At 37.5% G+C, this 17132-nt stretch carries 18 protein-coding genes; 4 read left to right on the top strand and 14 right to left on the bottom strand.

Annotated features, from left to right (window positions below):
* Positions 1 to 13: 13 nt before the first annotated feature.
* The 3 genes from N7931_RS03040 to N7931_RS03030 form a co-directional block, all read right to left on the bottom strand.
* On the bottom strand, positions 14 to 460 hold the full coding sequence (locus N7931_RS03040; RefSeq protein ID WP_262791835.1) for a thermonuclease family protein: 447 nt from the start codon (positions 458 to 460) through the stop codon (positions 14 to 16).
* A gap of 103 nt (positions 461 to 563) precedes the next feature.
* The gene (locus N7931_RS03035) at positions 564 to 1769 is read right to left on the bottom strand and encodes an ABC transporter permease (RefSeq protein ID WP_262791833.1); all 1206 of its coding nucleotides are present in this window, start codon (positions 1767 to 1769) and stop codon (positions 564 to 566) included.
* 18 nt (positions 1770 to 1787) lie between these two features.
* Entirely contained in the window at positions 1788 to 2567 is a 780-nt protein-coding gene (locus N7931_RS03030) for an ABC transporter ATP-binding protein (protein WP_262791832.1), read from the bottom strand.
* 81 nt (positions 2568 to 2648) lie between these two features.
* On the opposite strand from N7931_RS03030, the gene N7931_RS03025 reads away from it, so the two are divergent.
* Positions 2649 to 3329: a YIP1 family protein gene (locus N7931_RS03025; protein WP_262791830.1), complete on the top strand. Its 681-nt coding sequence runs from the start codon at positions 2649 to 2651 to the stop codon at positions 3327 to 3329.
* A gap of 168 nt (positions 3330 to 3497) precedes the next feature.
* On the opposite strand, the gene N7931_RS03020 is transcribed toward N7931_RS03025, so the two are convergent.
* The 5 genes from N7931_RS03020 to N7931_RS03000 form a co-directional block, all read right to left on the bottom strand.
* The gene (locus N7931_RS03020; protein ID WP_262791828.1) at positions 3498 to 3947 is read right to left on the bottom strand and encodes an ATP-dependent zinc protease; all 450 of its coding nucleotides are present in this window, start codon (positions 3945 to 3947) and stop codon (positions 3498 to 3500) included.
* Complete coding sequence (locus N7931_RS03015; protein WP_262791827.1) at positions 3944 to 4546, bottom strand: mechanosensitive ion channel domain-containing protein; 603 nt, start codon at positions 4544 to 4546, stop codon at positions 3944 to 3946. Before N7931_RS03015 ends, N7931_RS03020 begins: the two co-directional genes overlap by 4 nt.
* Positions 4543 to 5589 (bottom strand): succinylglutamate desuccinylase/aspartoacylase family protein, encoded by a 1047-nt coding sequence (locus N7931_RS03010; protein ID WP_262791826.1) that lies wholly within the window; start codon positions 5587 to 5589, stop codon positions 4543 to 4545. Before N7931_RS03010 ends, N7931_RS03015 begins: the two co-directional genes overlap by 4 nt.
* A 28-nt stretch (positions 5590 to 5617) precedes the next feature.
* Positions 5618 to 6523, bottom strand: a complete 906-nt coding sequence (rimK, locus tag N7931_RS03005; protein ID WP_262791825.1) for a 30S ribosomal protein S6--L-glutamate ligase — start codon at positions 6521 to 6523, stop codon at positions 5618 to 5620.
* Positions 6524 to 6733: 210 nt separating this feature from the next.
* On the bottom strand, positions 6734 to 7996 hold the full coding sequence (locus tag N7931_RS03000; protein ID WP_262791824.1) for a valine--pyruvate transaminase: 1263 nt from the start codon (positions 7994 to 7996) through the stop codon (positions 6734 to 6736).
* Positions 7997 to 8303: 307 nt separating this feature from the next.
* Between N7931_RS03000 and purE the strand changes: the two genes are divergently transcribed.
* Both purE and purK read left to right on the top strand, forming a co-directional pair.
* Complete coding sequence (gene purE / locus N7931_RS02995; RefSeq protein WP_262791822.1) at positions 8304 to 8798, top strand: 5-(carboxyamino)imidazole ribonucleotide mutase; 495 nt, start codon at positions 8304 to 8306, stop codon at positions 8796 to 8798.
* Positions 8799 to 8800: 2 nt separating this feature from the next.
* The gene (gene purK, locus N7931_RS02990) at positions 8801 to 9895 is read left to right on the top strand and encodes a 5-(carboxyamino)imidazole ribonucleotide synthase (RefSeq protein WP_262791821.1); all 1095 of its coding nucleotides are present in this window, start codon (positions 8801 to 8803) and stop codon (positions 9893 to 9895) included.
* 156 nt (positions 9896 to 10051) lie between these two features.
* Here purK and N7931_RS02985 read toward each other — a convergent pair whose 3' ends face one another.
* The 4 genes from N7931_RS02985 to N7931_RS02970 form a co-directional block, all read right to left on the bottom strand.
* Positions 10052 to 11161, bottom strand: coding sequence for a PilT/PilU family type 4a pilus ATPase (locus N7931_RS02985; RefSeq protein WP_262791820.1), 1110 nt, complete (start codon positions 11159 to 11161; stop codon positions 10052 to 10054).
* An 8-nt stretch (positions 11162 to 11169) separates the two neighbouring features.
* Positions 11170 to 12201 carry a type IV pilus twitching motility protein PilT gene (locus N7931_RS02980; protein WP_262791819.1) on the bottom strand — a complete coding sequence of 344 codons (1032 nt, stop codon included), beginning with the start codon at positions 12199 to 12201 and terminating at the stop codon, positions 11170 to 11172.
* A gap of 146 nt (positions 12202 to 12347) precedes the next feature.
* Positions 12348 to 13268 (bottom strand): site-specific tyrosine recombinase XerD, encoded by a 921-nt coding sequence (gene xerD / locus N7931_RS02975; protein WP_262791817.1) that lies wholly within the window; start codon positions 13266 to 13268, stop codon positions 12348 to 12350.
* Positions 13216 to 13728, bottom strand: coding sequence for a methylated-DNA--[protein]-cysteine S-methyltransferase (locus N7931_RS02970; protein ID WP_262791816.1), 513 nt, complete (start codon positions 13726 to 13728; stop codon positions 13216 to 13218). Before N7931_RS02970 ends, xerD begins: the two co-directional genes overlap by 53 nt.
* Before the next feature lie 123 nt (positions 13729 to 13851).
* Here N7931_RS02970 and fldB point away from each other — a divergent pair, with 123 nt between their 5' ends.
* Complete coding sequence (fldB, locus tag N7931_RS02965) at positions 13852 to 14370, top strand: flavodoxin FldB (protein ID WP_262791815.1); 519 nt, start codon at positions 13852 to 13854, stop codon at positions 14368 to 14370.
* Between the two features lie 24 nt (positions 14371 to 14394).
* Here fldB and N7931_RS02960 read toward each other — a convergent pair whose 3' ends face one another.
* Both N7931_RS02960 and N7931_RS02955 read right to left on the bottom strand, forming a co-directional pair.
* Positions 14395 to 14757: a DUF3718 domain-containing protein gene (locus tag N7931_RS02960; protein ID WP_262791814.1), complete on the bottom strand. Its 363-nt coding sequence runs from the start codon at positions 14755 to 14757 to the stop codon at positions 14395 to 14397.
* 23 nt (positions 14758 to 14780) lie between these two features.
* Positions 14781 to 16688: a methyl-accepting chemotaxis protein gene (locus N7931_RS02955; protein ID WP_262791813.1), complete on the bottom strand. Its 1908-nt coding sequence runs from the start codon at positions 16686 to 16688 to the stop codon at positions 14781 to 14783.
* Positions 16689 to 17132 lie beyond the last annotated feature (444 nt).

Here is a 17132-nt window from a genome sequence, read left to right as displayed (position 1 = left end):
AGCTAGTTGAGCATTAATTAACACACCAGGGATTATGTTTGGTTCCTCCCTGATAACCGACCGCTAATTTATGTTCAATTAATAAATCAGCTAAATTAATGCCATCGACCATAACAGTTGCTAAAATTCTGAAATATTTATCACGCTGAATTTCAGTTAATTCTATTTTTTTAGCGCCCGATAACGTATTGGCTGTAAACGTTCGGGCTAATTTGGCGAGCGCTTTTTCCTGACTGCACTTACCGCGAATTTCGGGTGTATCAACCCCATTCACCCTAACATTAATCTCGTGACCAATAATCGACGGCCAGTCTGATAAATTAACGGTAAAAGTATCGCCGTCATAAACCCGAACCACTTCACTGACAACAGCATTACCAAAATGAGCCGGATTAGCGTTTAAATTAAAGCTCGCGGCAATGGTTAAGCCGCATCCAATTAAATAATGAGTTACGCGCATTTAGAATTATTTTTATATATTTTTGATTTAACTCAGTATAATTTAAATGAACACAGTTCAATAGCGTATTTATGTGAATTAAGCTTGAATTTGAGCTGTCTGCTCAGCTTCTGAACAATACAGATTCGCGTTTAAAACAAAATATACAAAACAACAGCATGATTGCCGCCATAATAAACTGAACCAGCCAAATTAAACTGAGCATCCCCAGTTCACCATGCCCTTTCAAAATTTCTTTTACCGCTAAAGCCACATTGCTAACCGGCACAAAAGCCCAATTCCAGTTAAGTGAAATACCGGGTAACATAGCCACAATTAACGGTACAAAAATAAAAATGGTTAACGGCCCCATAAAGTTTTGCGCTTCTTTAAAGTTTTTGGCGTAAATAGAAATGGTTAATACCATAGCGGCAACAAATAAAATAAGCGGGATCATCATAAATAACGCCAATAATAAATCACCAATTCCTAAAGTGCTGACCATATCAACAATAAATTTAACCGCTAAGCCTTGTGCAAAAATAAATCCCCATAAAATAAAACTAAAAATGGCAATCAGTGCCGCCACACAAGAGGCTGTACAAATGGTTAAATATTTACCTAGCACAATATTCATCGCACTAACCGGCGCAATTAATAACGCTTCTAATGTGCCACGTTCTTTTTCGCCTGCGCCCATATCAATGGCCGGATACATAGCGCCCAATAAACACAGTGGCAATAAAATATAAGTTAATGCACCGCCTAAATGTGCACCTATATTCTCTTTTTTATCTGCGATATTGATTTGTGCTAATTTAACCGGCTCGGTAACGCCGCTAATTTGCTCTGCGCCCAGCCCCAAATCAGTTAACTTTTGCTCGGTTAAATTTTGATTATATTGATTTAGCTTTGCTTTAACCCGGCTAATGACAGCATTGATGCCTTCTACATCATAAACGTGCAGTTGCCAGTTATTTTGGTGGTTTTGAGCATTTTGAATATTAAAATCATCATTAATTACAATGACAAAATCTAATTGTTTAGTTTGTAATGCTTGCTGCCACTGGGCTTGCGCTGGATATAAACTAGCATCAGCTGATTTAAACGAATTATCTTGCTCAAGTAACTCGCTAAACTGAGCTGGAGCTTGATTGACAATTAAATATTCTAATACTCTGGATTGCTCGGTTTTAATGGTTTTAGCCGCAAAAATAGCCAAACCACCAAATAAAGCAGGAAAAATAAGCATCGGCAATAAAATCATAAACATCAGCGTTTTTTTATCGCGGCTTAATTCAAGTAATTCTTTTTTAAATATGGTGATCATCTAACTTCCTTATTATTTTTATTGGCTTTGCATTAATGATAACAAGGCTTGCTGTAAATAAGCCGCATTGGTTTGTTGTTTAAGCTCATCAATTCCGCCAATAAATTTTTGTTGGCCTTTATCGATAATACAAACCCGCTGACATAAACGCTCAACCTCAGCCATATCGTGAGTTGAAAAAATAATGCAAATCCCCTGCGCTTGCATGGTTTCAATAAAAGTTAAAATCACTTCTTTAGCCGCAATATCTAATCCGGTAGTTGGTTCATCTAAAATTAATAATTTAGGCGAGTGTAATACGCTGCGGGCAATCGCAACTCTTTGTTTCATTCCGGTTGAATAATCCGCTAAACGACGATTGATAAATTCATTAAGTGCTAACAACTCTGCCAGAGTTGCAATCCGGTTTTCAGCCTCAATCTGGCTTAATCCATATAAACGGGCAAAATACAGCAAGTTTTCATACCCTGTCAGCCTTTCATATAACCCTGTCGTGCCAGATAAAAAACCGACCTGTTTGCGATATTGATTAAGTGCCGTTTTTACCGAAACGCCATTAAATTCAAACTCGCCCTGATTAGCGGTTAATGCGGTTGATAACACCCGTAATAAAGTGGTTTTACCGGCACCATTTGCCCCTAATAACCCCAATACTTCACCGGGTTCACAGTTTAGTGAAATATCGTTTAAACTATAAAAAAAACGGCCTTTAATTCGGCTATCCTGCGCGGAATTTTGTTTCAGTTTTGCGGCTTGTTTTAAATTAAAGCGCTTCGTGATTTGGGTAAGCTTGAGCATAGTATTCCTTTTTTCCTTTTTGCTGGCGCTTTGTTAGACTTAACATTTATATTACTTTATAAATTTTTTACTCATTTAATCATGCAATTACAAATAATTAAAGCTTTAATCAAACGCCCTAAATTTGCATTTTTGCAAATACAACAAAACCAGCTATCTGGCTGGTTTCCATTTATTTTAATTTTATTAAGCTTACAGTTATTCTGGCTGTGTTATTTTGCTTTTACCGATATTAACTGGTTAATCAATGAGAATTTAAAGCAGCTTCCGGCTGATTTATCTACCTCTGACAGGCAAATATTAGCAGAGCAATTTACCCCTCAAATGCTCAGGTATACCAGCCATATCGGCAGTAGCTTAACAATGATTGTTATGGGTTTATTGATCGCCGTATATTTAAATATAGTGACTAAATTAGATGAAAATAATACCGATTCACTCACAAACTGGTTTGGCTTTTATTGGTGGGTGCAAGTACCAACTGTATTTCAATTGTTGTTGTCTTGCTTGGTTTTAATGGTAAGTGGCGATAACCAACTGAGTTTATATCAGCTGCAAATTACATCTTTTAATCAGGTTATTGGTTTGCAGCCCGGCGATAAATTATATTCATTTTTTGCAGCTTTTGATTTATTTAGCATTTGGTCTTTTGTTTTATTATTTTATGGTTTGTCGGTTAAAACTGAGCTAAAAGCGATGGCAATTATTAATATTTGCCTAATCCCGCTTATTGCCATGTTTTGTTTTAGTCTGATATTTTAGAAAGTCTGATTGATACCAGTGATACTTCAAGGTAGATGATTTGGCAGCTCAGGTTTTGTAAGCAAATTGGCTACATAACTGTAGCCAATTAAAAAGTAAGAATTGGGTTATTTATTTTCCTTTTATTTCCTCTTTACTTCCTTTTCAGCTTGATTCCTTTCTATTCGTCTATTCGCCCTCTTGCTGAGCATGTTCTGTACATAAAAAAGTTTCTGACGGATCAACTAAAATTTTATCCTGCATACCTTCGCGTCCAAGTAACATCATATAAGTCATGTCAGAGCGGTCAGTTAAGGTAATTAAAATTGGCCAGTTTTGTCCACCCACTTCAAATACGGTTTCAATTACATATCTTTGCTGACGGGTACCATTGGAGCTTTTTACCCAGCGAATATCTTTAATGGGCGATTCGCAGTGAATCACTTCATCAACATTATAAATATTCGGATGAATATCAAACTCAACCCAAGGTTTTCCTTTGCGGGTAACTTTGCGCAAATTATCAACATGAATTGATGAGGTTTGCGCGCCGGTATCTACGCGTACCGTTAAATCTTTAATGCCTAATTTAGGTAAATGGCAAACCTCTAATGCACCAACTAAGAGTTTGTTTTTCATTTATTTTGCTCCTTAGTTTGTATGTCTTTTTGCCCAGCTTGCGCATTTGATTGCTCCGCTGGTGGTTGATTTTCTGGCGTTTGAGTAACGGGTAACGTGTTTTCACCTGCGGGTTTTGGATTAATAATAACCGCTTTTTGAAAAACCAGACTATTAGGATAAGTCATAATTTCATGGTTTTCGTTTTTAAGTAGGACATGAAACAAACTGATTTCATAAATTCGGCCACTAATGCTGTTTTCCCCATCGACAATTTTAACTTTATCGCCAACCCGATAAGGAAAAAAGAAAAAGACAATAATACTGGCTGTTACATTGCTTAATATTGACCACTGAGCAAAAAAAGCAACGCCGATTAACGCAAACGCAGAAGAAAAGAAAATCGCAATATGGCTATAATCTATCCCCAACAGCACGCTGCCAACCACCAGAAAAACCATAAATACACCAAAGTTAATCACAGCATTCACATATAAAATACGCTTTTTATCTATATGTTTTTCTCGGCCGATTTTATTGATAACTTGTTTAACCCCTTGCCGGATTAACCAATAACCAACTGCCAAAATCAGGATTAAAAGAATAAGATTCATGCTCATTGGATAATACTCGTATAATCTTCTGGTAAAAAGGTTTCGGGCATTTGCTCAACTTCTTCAGCCACTTCATCTCCCGACTGAAAATAGGCAATATGAAACATAGCTTCCCCTTCGTGAACTAATGGAATATTGGTTTTGCCAATAATAATCCCACTGATCTTTGAATATAAAGGCTCACAGTTAAAACCGAGCGGATCGCCAATTTCAGCTAATAACTCGCCTTTTTCAACAAAGTCACCCAGTTGTTTATTTTCGCGCACAATACCGCTTGAGCTGGCTCTGACCCAATTGCTTGAACGGGCAACAAAAGGTTCTAAGTTTTTATGTTTTACCGACTTTCGGATCATCTTTAAATGTGCCAGTACATTTAATACACCGGACACACCAGCCCGAATAGATAATTCGTTAAATCTAAGCGCTTCGCCTGCTTCATACAGCAGCACTTTAACACCTTGCTCGGTTGCTGCGCCACGCAGTGAACCATCCCGAATATTGGAATTTAACAGGACAGGCACACCAAATGCTTTGGCTAATTCAAGTGTTTCTTCATCGTCTAAATTTGCTCTAACCTGAGGCAAATTAGAGCGATGGATCGCGCCGGTATGCAAATCAATGCCATAGTCGCATTTATTAACGATTTCATTTAAAAATAAATGGGCAATTCGCCCAGCCAAGGTACCTTTAGCTGAACCGGGAAAAGAGCGGTTTAAATCGCGTCTGTCCGGTAAATAACGGCTTTGATTTAAAACGCCATATACATTCACTATCGGCACAGCAATTAAAATACCTCTTAATGTATTGAGCGTTTTTTTGGTTAATAAACGGCGGATTATTTCGATTCCGTTTAATTCATCACCATGAATTGCAGCACTAATAAATACCGTTGGACCGGGGCGCTTACCGCGGATCACATGAATTGGCATTGCAATATCTATATCTGTATACAGTTTGGCAGCAGGCAAATTGATGGTTTTAAATTCGCCCGGTTTAACCTCAACACCTGCAATGCTGAATACTTGCTTTGAACTTTGAATTTTATGCACGCAATTGTCCTTAGCTACAAACGTTCAGTTAACCTTGCCCTTTGGTTCGGGTTGCATAAGGTTTTGCGTTTTTTTCAATAAAATCAATTACCATTGAGGCAACATCTTTTCCTGTCGCTTTTTCAATGCCTTCTAAACCTGGTGATGAGTTAACTTCCATTACAACAGGGCCGCGGTTTGAGCGTAATAAATCAACACCACAGACATTTAGCCCCATCACTTTGGCGGCATTAATGGCAGTTGCTCTTTCATCTTTACTTAAACGGACTAATTCGGCGGTACCACCTCGATGCAGGTTCGATCTAAACTCGCCTTCTCCGGCTTGACGTTTCATCGCGGCTACCACTTTACCACCCACAACTAAACAGCGAATATCTGCACCGCCGGCTTCTTTAATAAACTCTTGTACTAAAATATTCGCCTGCAAGCCCATAAAAGCTTCAATAATACTGGTTGCAGCCTTTTCAGTATCGGCTAAAACCACACCAATCCCTTGAGTGCCTTCTAATAATTTAATCACAACTGGTGCACCGCCAACCCCTTGAATTAAATCGCTAATGCTGTCTGGATGGTGCGCAAAACCAGTTTTTGGCAAACCAACCCCTTTACGAGATAATAACTGGAGCGATCTTAATTTATCACGAGAACGGCTAATCGCGACCGATTCATTCACACTAAACGTGCCCGCAACTTCAAATTGTCTGACAACCGCTGTGCCATAAAAAGTAACAGATGCACCAATGCGAGGAATAACCGCATCATATTTAGGTAATGGCTGGCCTTTGTAACGCACCACAGGTTTATTACTGGTGATGTCCATATAACAATGTAAAGTATCTATCACATCAACTTCATGTCCGCGGGCTTGTCCGGCTTCAACTAATCGCTTAGTTGAATATAAATTGGTATTACGAGATAAAATAGCGATTTTCATTAAAGTCCCCAACAAGGTTGTCTGATATAACAGCTCACGCTGTCATAAACTGCCGCTTTATCCTTTTATATAAGATAAGCGGTCAAAATTTCGCGTATCATTGCAGTAAATTTAAAATATACAATCTTTTTTTGAAGTTTTTTATGCACTTGGCTTTAGCCACATAAAAACACTTTAGTTTAGCTTAATTATTAAGTTATATGCCTTACGTTAATGCTTAGCTAAACCGTGCAACACTTCGGCCATAATTTCAACTGCTTGAGTTAAAATTTCATCACTTTGACAATAAGATAAACGTAAACATTGGTGTTTATGTGACCAATCATCCGGTAATGCAAAAAAGAAAGGATAACCGTCCATCACTAATACCCCTTTTTGTTTTAAGATCTGGTATAGCTCAGTTGAACTAATATTTAAATTTTCAAACCATAACCAAACAAAAAATGCACCTTGAGGTTGATGTATCCGGTACTGAATACCGCTAAATTTAGCTTGAATTTGGCTGATGAGATGATCGCGTTTTTGCTGGTAAAAAGGTTTAATATGTTGCTCACATAACAAATCTAACTGGTTATTTTGCAAAAGTTTAGTCAATAACGCAGGTCCTAAATTACCGTTTGCCAAACTCATAATGGTATTCACTTTCACCAAACTGTTGATGATATCTTCATTGGCGATAACAATCCCAGTGCGTACAGCCGGTAAACCTAATTTAGATAAACTGAATACATTAATATGGTTTTCATCCCAAGGATGCATTAACGGCTGGTAACAAATATCCGGAAATGGTGCGCCGTAAGCACAATCTATGATAAGAGGAATACGATGGTTGCGGGCTAACTCAGATAATTGAGCCAGCTCTTGATCGCTAATCATATTACCGGTTGGGTTTGTTGGTCTGGAAACACACATAGCTGCGGTTTGAGCGGTAATATTTAGCTTTTCAAAATCAATTTTATATTTAAATTCACGCTCGCCAATTAACTCAATTTGGGGTTTGCAGCCTTTAAAATAGCCTTCGCCCAGTGCTTGATCGCTATAGCCTAAATACTCCGGCACCACTGGAAATAAAAAATGCTTATGCGCATCCGGATGATGCCCCGCCAACATGTTAATTAAAATAAAAAATGCAGACTGACTGCCATTGGTTATCGCAATATTTTTGCGGCTAATTGGCCAGTCATAATTTTGATTGAAATACTCAACCAATAAATCCAACAATATTTCTGAACCTTGCGGCGACTGATAAATACCAACTAATTGGTTAAGGGCTTTTGGGTCGTCTGCTATTTGATGCAAATAATCAGCAATTAATTGTTCAAATGCCTCAATTTTAGCCGGATTACCTCCGCCTAAAAATAATAAATCGGGATTCACATTAAGCGCCTGACCTAAATCGGCCATTAAGTCAAAAATGCCTGAATCCAGCGTGAGCTGCTGGCCAAATTGCGAAAGTTTTGTCTGATTTGTCATGCTGAACCGGTAATTTTCATCTTTTATTTGGAATAACCCGACCATTTAATGTTATCATTAGCCTTTAATGCACTCGCAGTTTACAGCGGATAAATTTTCCGGCTAATGCACTTACTAATCGCATTAAATTAAACGGGTATTTCTTGCCTGTCTGTACAAGTTAAACCATAAATCAAAGCCGCACTACTAAAAAGTGGTGTTTTTGCTATTGGTTGTTTGAATTTACAGCAACTGTCTGATTTGTTTGAGTATAGTTGCAAATTAGCATCAGTGATACAAGCCTCACTGTCGCAAATGGGAGAATAAGGTGAACGCAAAAATCGCCATTATTATGGGCTCAAAAAGTGATTGGGCCACTATGAAAAACGCAGCCGATGTATTAGACAAATTAGACGTTGCGTATCATGTTGAAGTTGTTTCTGCTCACAGAACACCAGATAAATTAATGAGTTTTTCATCACAAGCTGTTGAAAACGGTTATCAGGTGATTATTGCTGGTGCTGGTGGCGCTGCGCATTTACCGGGTATGGTTGCCTCAAAAACTCGTTTACCGGTTTTAGGTGTTCCAGTACAGAGCAAAGCGTTAAGCGGCGTTGACAGCTTATATTCAATTGTTCAAATGCCAAAAGGTGTTGCGGTAGGTACTTTAGCCATTGGTGATGCTGGTGCATTTAACGCAGGTTTATATGCAGCCCAAATCTTAGCGATTCAGGATGCTGAACTGGCCACTCGTATTGATAATTTCCGCACAGAACAAACTGAAACTGTTTTAGCAAACCCGGATCCAAGAGAAGAAGTTTAAAAATGTCTGGTTATTTTAATAAAACTTTGTGGGTATTAGGTGCAGGTCAGCTTGGTAATATGCTCCAGCACGCTGGTTACCCTTTAGGTGTAGATGTAAAACCTATTGATATAGATGCAGAATCAGCACCGGTTTTAGACAAGGATGACGTAGTAACCGCTGAGCGTGAAGAGTGGCCTAAAACGCCTGTGACTAACGCGCTTTCTGCTCATAATAATTTTGCTAATCAAGACTTTTTTGCCACGATAGCAGACCGCTTTTTACAAAAAAGTTTATTGGATAAACTTGGCTTAGCTACTGCGCCTTGGCAGCTAGTAAAAGCGGATGATAGCGAAGCTCAAATTCACCAAAATCTAGGTGAAAGAGTATTACTTAAACGCCGTAAAGGTGGTTATGACGGTCGTGGTCAACACTGGTTAAAACAAGCTGAAAACAGTGAAATTCCAGCAGACTGGCATGAAAATGCCATTGCAGAACAAGCCATTAATTTTGATGAAGAAGTGTCTTTAATTGGGGTACGTGATCAACAAGGTCAATGCTATTTTTACCCATTAACACTGAACTTGCATCAAAACGGTATTTTAACCGCGTCAATTAGTCCGCTAGACAGATTAAAACCATTACAAGCCACCGCAGAAGCTATGCTCACAAAACTGATGGATGCGGTTGAATATGTTGGAGTCATGGCAATGGAATGTTTTCATGTTGAAGGCAAACTATTAATTAATGAAATTGCCCCACGAGTTCACAACAGTGGTCACTGGACTCAGGCTGGTAGTAATATCAGCCAGTTTGAAAGCCATGTGAGATGTGTAACTGGTTTACCTATGATCCAACCTAGCGTACGCAATACCAATTTTATGATTAATTTAATTGGTTGCGAGTTAGATAAAGACTGGTTGGCAGTAGAAGGTTCTGAATTATTCTGGTATCAAAAATCAGTTCGTCCAGGGCGCAAAGTCGGTCATATTAACTTTAGTAAAACGGGTGAAAAAAATATTCAGTCTGCTCTTGAGCAAATCGAGCCTTTATTACCTGAGCAATACCAAGAAACAATTGCGTGGTTAAAAGCTGAGTTACTAAGCCCTAGTGCATAATTTACTTGATAGTTAAATCGTTAAATTAAACCAAATAGCGATTAAAATTAAAAAAAACGGCGATTAACTTAAAATAAGTTCATCGCCGTTTTTATTTTTAGCTTGCTGTTTATCAATAAGCGAATTAAACGCTTAAAATAATTAAAGTATGCGCCGCTAATCTAAATCAATCGTGGCATCGCTTAAAAAGCCACTTCTTGGACCTTGATTAGATTTAAGCTTAATTTTTAATCTTAAATCATTAGGTGAATCCGCATGCGCTAAAGCCTCAGTTAAGCTAATTTGTTTAGCCTCATATAAATCAAATAAAGCCTGATCAAAAGTTTGCATGCCAAGTTCACGTGATTTTTCCATTACCTCTTTTAATCCACCTAAATCATTACGTGCAATCATATCTGAAATTAATGGCGAATTAAGCATAATCTCAATTGCCGCCGCTCGGCCTTTACCATCTTCTGTTGGCACTAATTGCTGGGCAACAATGGCTCTTAAATTGAGTGAAAGATCAAACAGCATTTTATTTTTCATGCTTTTAGGGACTAAATTTAAAATTCTGTCGATTGCCTGATTTGCATTATTAGCATGTAAAGTCGCGACACAAAGATGCCCCGTTTCGGCAAAAGATAACGCATATTCCATAATTTCAGCTGAGCGTATCTCACCAACCATAATGACATCCGGCGCTTGACGTAACGAACTTTTAAGAGCAGCATCAAATGATTCGGTATCTACCCCAACCTCTCTTTGCGTTATGATGCATTGCTCATGTTGGTGAATAAATTCAATTGGGTCTTCAATGGTTAAAATATGGCCTTTACTGTTTCGGTTTCTGTGGCCAATTAATGCCGCTAATGCGGTTGATTTACCAGTACCGGTAGCCCCTACATATAAAAATAACCCACGTTTAGCCATGATGACATCTTTTAATACTTGCGGGAGTTGTAACGCTTCCACACTCGGAATTTCAGTATTAATTTTACGAATAATCATGCCAAAATGTTCGCGTTGCACAAATGCATTACATCGAAACCGGCCTGTTGGGGTCGCTAATGCAAAGTTACATTCTTTAGTGGCTAAAAACTCAGTTTGCTGAGCTTGGGTCATTGTATCCAGCGTATACTGTTTACTTTGCTCTGAGGTTAATACTTGTTCATCAAGCGGGCGCAACTCACCATTAATTTTGGCGCTGACCGCACAGCCTTTGGTTATAAATAAGTCAGATGCATCTAACTCAATCATTTTGCTTAAATAAGCGTCAATTAACATAGCCAACCTTAAAATTGCTGATTAGTTGCTTTAGCTGCAGCAACTTGTTTAGTGATAATGCCACGGTTAACTAAATCCATTAACGCCTGATCCATAGTTTGCATGCCATGACTCATTCCGGTTTGAATAGAAGAGTACATTTGAGCTACTTTATCTTCCCGAATTAAGTTACGGATCGCCGGAGTACCAACCATAATTTCATGTGCTGCAATACGCCCGCCGCCATTTTTCTTCAACAATACCTGAGAAATTACAGCTTGTAGCGATTCAGATAACATAGAACGAACCATAGGTTTTTCGGCTGCCGGAAATACATCAACAATTCGGTCAATCGTTTTTGGCGCGGATGTAGTATGCAATGTACCAAATACTAAGTGGCCAGTTTCTGCCGCTGTCATGGCAAGGCGAATGGTTTCTAAATCACGCATTTCACCAACTAAAATCACATCGGGATCTTCACGCAGCGCTGAGCGTAAAGCATTATTAAAAGATTTGGTATCGCGGTTAACTTCTCTTTGATTGATTAACGAGCTTTTGTTTTGATGGACAAATTCGATAGGATCTTCAATGGTTAAAATATGGAAATGTTTATTTTGATTAATATAATCAACCATAGCAGCCAGTGTGGTACTTTTACCCGAACCAGTCGGCCCGGTGACTAAAACTAACCCTCTGGGCTTATCCGCTAAGTTTCTAAAAATAGGTGGTGCCTGGATATCTTCAAGCGATAAAACTTCCGAGGGAATGGTTCTAAAAACAGCCGCCGCACCACGGTTTTGAACAAAAGCATTAACCCTGAAACGGGCTAAATCTGGCACTTCAAATGAAAAGTCTGACTCTAAGTTTTCTTCGTATTCTTTACGCTGCTTATCATTCATAATGTCGTAGATAAGCTGATGAACCTGCTTATGATCAAGTGGCGGAATATTAATTTTTCTTACCTCCCCATCAACTCGTATCATGGGGGGGACATTAGCAGATAAATGTAAATCAGATGCATTGTGATCTACACAAAAAGATAGTAATTCAGTAATATCCATAAATAACTCTTTAATTTATTTGAATAAAAGATATGATTTTTCTCACATTATATATATTTGTACTATCTCAGTAATTAAAACTCAAAATAAGCTCAAATACCTCCAATTAAGATAGCAGATATAAAAAAATATTCATTGTAAATAAGCTATTTAGCTCTGGGATGATGTTGCTGATGGAGCTGCTGTAACCTTTCTTTGGCAACATGGGTATAAATTTGTGTTGTAGACAAATCACTATGCCCTAACAAACTTTGTACTACCCGTAAATCCGCACCATGGTTGACCAAATGAGTGGCAAATGCGTGCCTTAACGTATGCGGCGATAAATCAGAAGTAATATTAACCCGAATCGCATAAGCTTTTATCCTGTGCCAAAACGTTTGCCGGGTCATTTGCTGACCTCTTTTACTTAAAAATAATACCGGACTTTGTTGGCTATTAAGCTGAGGCCTTGAAAACTTTAAATAAACCTGAATAAATTCACGCGCAACTTCGCCAAGCGGCACTAACCGCTCTTTATTACCTTTACCGATAACTCTGACCAAACCGTGATTTAAGTTTATTTGTTCATATTGAAGCGAGACCAGTTCACTGACTCTCAAACCGGTTGCGTATAACAGCTCCAGCATTGCCTTATCGCGCAGCTCTAAATAATCTTCAAGATTAGGCGCGTCTAACAAAGCATCGACTTCTTGTTCAGATAATACTTTTGGTAAAGACTTACCCCGTTTAGGCGATTCAATTAATCGAGTGGGATCTTGCGCAATTAATTTTTCTAAAATTAAAAAATGATAAAACTTACGCAAACAGCTTAATTTACGCGCCACGCTGGGTTTACCTACATTTTGCGCATTTAACTGCGCTAAAAAGCCGCGAATATGATCAGGCTGAGCGGTTTCTAGTTCAAGCTGGAGTGACGCTAAATAATGTGCAAACTGGCTAAGATCAGTTTGATAGGCCGATTGCGTATTTTGACTTAGCCCTTTTTCCAGCCATAAATGCTGAATAAAATCATCAATAAGAGGAAATTGTTTGGCGACCTGATGTTTGATGCCATTTTTTTTCATGTGTTAATAACCACCGCTTAGTATCAACTTTTTGCCCTAGCCGCCACTGCCCCGAATAGCCGCCAATTCCGGTTGCCGCTACAATCCGATGACACGGAATAATAATCGGAATTGGATTATGCCTGCACGCACCACCAATTGCACGGGCACTTGAGTTTATTTTTTTCGCCAACTCACCATACGTTAAACTGTCACCATAAGGGATGGCCTGTAATTGCTGCCAAACTTTTTGCTGAAACTCAGTACCGGCTAAATTAACCGGTAAATCAAATTGAGCAATATCACCGCTAAAATAAGCGCTGATTTGAGCAGTGATTTCATTGGTTAACGAATTTGAATGACCAATTTGATAAGGCAAGCTATCGGCATATAAATCAATCTGAGTTAATGCCTGTGGCGTATTAAATACCGCAATTTTACCAATTGGTGTTGGCACTATGGCCTGAGCAGTCGGTTTCATTTATATCTCCCTGTTATCATTATTATTGCAAGCCGTATGACTATAAATTTATCCATTTAATTTTGCTTAAGTTTATCTATTTTTTGTTACAATAGTCGCAGTTTTAATCATTAGGTTATGATAATGAAAATTGGATTATTTTACGGTTCAACCACTTGCTATACAGAAATGTCGGCAGAAAAAATTCAACAATTTATTGGTGAAGACATTGTTGATATCTTCAATATTAAAGATACGCCAATTAGCGAATGTTTGCAGTATGATTTTATTATTTTTGGTATCTCAACCTGGGATTTTGGTGAGTTACAAGAAGACTGGGAATCAAACTGGGATCAAGTAGCACAGCTTAATTTAACTGACAAAACAATCGCGATTTATGGACAAGGTGATCAGGAAGATTATGGCGACTGGTTTCAAGATGCAATCGGCATGCTTCACGATGCTATAGCTCATAATCAATGCAACCGAATTGGCTTTTGGCCTAATCAAGGATACGAATTTAATGCCTCTAAAGCGCTAACCACAGATAAAAGTCAGTTTGTTGGATTAAGTTTAGATGACGAAAAACAATTTGAGCTAAGTGACGAAAGAATTCAGAGCTGGTGTTTGCAAATAATGGAAGAATACGCTGAGCTGGTTTAATCAACCAGCTCAATTACCGAAGTATTAATCAACTCGATTTTTAAGCTCAGTATAGATAGCTGAGCCAGTAAAACCATTTGATTCAGCCCAACCTAAATCATTTACTTCATCTAAAGTTGATTTAGCTACCTTACTGATAATATAAGTCCCCACATCATCTGCACTATTCTCTAAAGCAAGTTGAATGAGTGACTTATCATTACAACGCAAATCTTTATAAATACTACGTAGCTTTAAATTTCCTGAGCGTAACGCAAGCCTTAAGCCATGTTTGTCGTTGCCGATCACACTTTTACAGATTGCCACACCAATATCATTAGCATAAACAAAACTCGAATTCATCCCTGCGGCTAAAATAACGCCTGCGATTAATAACTTCTTTTTCATATCACTTCTCTTTTACTACTGCATTAAATTTTAAATTTACGGGTTGAACTTAATAACTGTGCCGATAAGTTAGCTACTTCTTGACTCGATTCAGAGGTTTGCTGTGCGGCTTGCGCATTACGCTCAGTTATTTCAACAATTGACATTAATTTTTGATTAATCTCTTCACTAACTGTACTTTGCTCATTAGCTGAATGAGATATTTCATAACTCTTTTGATTTGCTGTATTAATTGCATTTGCAATATTTAATAAAGCCGCAGAGCTTTGTTTAGCCAAATCAACAACTTCTACAGCTTGCTCTCTACTACTTTGCATAACACCTACTGCCTGTTGCGTGCCAGTTTGCAAATTCTCGATCATGTTTTGAATTTCACTAGTAGATTCTTGTGTTCTACTGGCTAGCGTTCTAACTTCATCAGCAACAACAGCAAAACCACGGCCATGTTCGCCAGCGCGAGCTGCCTCAATAGCGGCATTTAAAGCAAGTAAGTTAGTTTGCTCAGCGATACTTCTAATAACATCTAAAATACCACCAATAGCATCAGTATGATTACTAAGCTTATCAATTACAGCTGAAGCCGATTCGATTTTCTGAGCAAGTTTTTCAATAGTTTCTGCATTATAATCAGATATATTTCTAACGTTTTCGGCTTCAGATGTCACAATTTGGATTTGTTCAGAAGACTCTTGAGCTGATTTAGCAACTAATTCAGAGGCAGAGCTCATTTGCATTGTGGCTGAAGCTATTTGGTCAACTTCAATTTTTTGACGTTGAATTTCAGAAGCGCTGACACTGGTAATATTAGACATTTCTTCTGCTGCTGATGCCGTTTGAGTTGAGCTTGATGCAATTTCATTAATTACATTTCTGAGTCCTTCAACAACCTGATTACAACTTTTAGCTAACTGACCTAACTCATCTTGACTAGAATCATCTAAACGAGTGCTTAAATCTCCAATTGCAATTTTAGCCAGTGCAGAATTAATTTGCTCTAAAGGTCGAGTGATACTACGCAGCACAGCAAAAGCGATAATAAAAGCGACGAATAATGAAATAGCAATCACAACATAAGTTTTATAGTTAACAGTTGAAATACTCTGTTGAACTTCTTTTTCAGCATTACTAACAAAAGCTTCAGAGGCTTTAGATAACGCTTTTAAGCTTTCTGTAAGATTAATTAAATACTCATCAGCTTTCACTAAACTTTGTTTTGCTAATTCCTCTTGGTTTAGCTTATTTTTAGCTGCATTTAATAAACCACTTTGTCCCTTAAAAGATGTAATTATAGAGTCAGTTGCATCACTAAACTCTTCAATATAATCAACGGCTGATTCATTTTCAGATAAGTTCTGATTTAATTGATTGGCACTTTGCTGTAAATTCTTTAAATAAATATCAACGGCTGAATTATAAGTAGAAAACATAGTCATTGATTTTAAGTTTTCTACATCATACAAATAATTAATTACGACATCTAAATTTGTTTCAGCCGATTTAATAATACTGCTAGCTTCGTTATTTACACCAATATCAGCTAAATCTATTAATTGAGAATATGCAGTATCTGCAGCATCTTCAATTTCAAAAGATTGGCTCTTTAACTGTTTCTCAGCTTCAATTGATGCAGCTCTTTGATTAAAAACATTATTTATCTGCTGTTGGTATAATGAAGCCAAATCACTAATATTTTTATGTCCGTCAACCTCTAGTTGCTTTAATTTATTTAAATAAAATTCAAAGCTTTCATTCTCCTGCATTAAATTAGCTTTTATTTTATTTAAAGTGTCTAAGTCATTACTGTAATAACCAGATAAACCAAATTTACTCATAGCTAAAGTAATCCCTTGCAATTCAGTGCTTGTTTGCTGCCTAGGGTAAGCCACATGAGTAATTTCTTTTGTAGAATCAGATATTGTTGATACGCTCATTAAAGCTGATACACCGATAAAAATCAGTAGTGCAGTAATAATAGCGAAGCCAAGTATTATTTTGTTTGCGATAGTGAACTTCATATAATTTATAATTCTTTGTTGGTTAAATTACAGCTGCCTAATGAAACTTAATCACTGACGAGATTGCTTGACGCGGAAAAACATTATGTCAACATAAAGTTAACATGTAAAGAGACTTTCATAATGAGACATTATACACATATTTAAAAAAAATTATTACTATCAAAAGTACTAAGTAACTGTAATCACGTAACTAATTTATACATATATTTTGTTCCTCGAAACGACTAAGCTCAAAAGAAAATTAAAAAATTATATTTATCTTACTTGACCAACAGAATATTATCAGCTTAATATACAACTATATTTTTATACAGTGTATTTTTAACCAGTATTTCGCGCCACTCAGGAGGCATGGAT

Source organism: Catenovulum sp. 2E275 (assembly GCF_025515275.1).
GTDB lineage: Bacteria > Pseudomonadota > Gammaproteobacteria > Enterobacterales > Alteromonadaceae > Catenovulum.
This window is presented reverse-complemented; position numbering and strand designations above follow the sequence as displayed.

Coding starts and splice junctions, on each gene's coding strand:
- N7931_RS03040 (WP_262791835.1), bottom strand. CDS start 460: ATGCGCGTAACTCATTATTTAATTGGATGCGGCTTAACCATTGCCGCG.
- N7931_RS03035 (WP_262791833.1), bottom strand. CDS start 1,769: ATGATCACCATATTTAAAAAAGAATTACTTGAATTAAGCCGCGATAAA.
- N7931_RS03030 (WP_262791832.1), bottom strand. CDS start 2,567: ATGCTCAAGCTTACCCAAATCACGAAGCGCTTTAATTTAAAACAAGCC.
- N7931_RS03025 (WP_262791830.1), top strand. CDS start 2,649: ATGCAATTACAAATAATTAAAGCTTTAATCAAACGCCCTAAATTTGCA.
- N7931_RS03020 (WP_262791828.1), bottom strand. CDS start 3,947: ATGAAAAACAAACTCTTAGTTGGTGCATTAGAGGTTTGCCATTTACCT.
- N7931_RS03015 (WP_262791827.1), bottom strand. CDS start 4,546: ATGAGCATGAATCTTATTCTTTTAATCCTGATTTTGGCAGTTGGTTAT.
- rimK (WP_262791825.1), bottom strand. CDS start 6,523: ATGAAAATCGCTATTTTATCTCGTAATACCAATTTATATTCAACTAAG.
- N7931_RS03000 (WP_262791824.1), bottom strand. CDS start 7,996: ATGACAAATCAGACAAAACTTTCGCAATTTGGCCAGCAGCTCACGCTG.
- purK (WP_262791821.1), top strand. CDS start 8,801: ATGTCTGGTTATTTTAATAAAACTTTGTGGGTATTAGGTGCAGGTCAG.
- N7931_RS02985 (WP_262791820.1), bottom strand. CDS start 11,161: ATGTTAATTGACGCTTATTTAAGCAAAATGATTGAGTTAGATGCATCT.
- N7931_RS02980 (WP_262791819.1), bottom strand. CDS start 12,201: ATGGATATTACTGAATTACTATCTTTTTGTGTAGATCACAATGCATCT.
- xerD (WP_262791817.1), bottom strand. CDS start 13,268: ATGAAAAAAAATGGCATCAAACATCAGGTCGCCAAACAATTTCCTCTT.
- N7931_RS02970 (WP_262791816.1), bottom strand. CDS start 13,728: ATGAAACCGACTGCTCAGGCCATAGTGCCAACACCAATTGGTAAAATT.
- fldB (WP_262791815.1), top strand. CDS start 13,852: ATGAAAATTGGATTATTTTACGGTTCAACCACTTGCTATACAGAAATG.
- N7931_RS02960 (WP_262791814.1), bottom strand. CDS start 14,757: ATGAAAAAGAAGTTATTAATCGCAGGCGTTATTTTAGCCGCAGGGATG.
- N7931_RS02955 (WP_262791813.1), bottom strand. CDS start 16,688: ATGAGCGTATCAACAATATCTGATTCTACAAAAGAAATTACTCATGTG.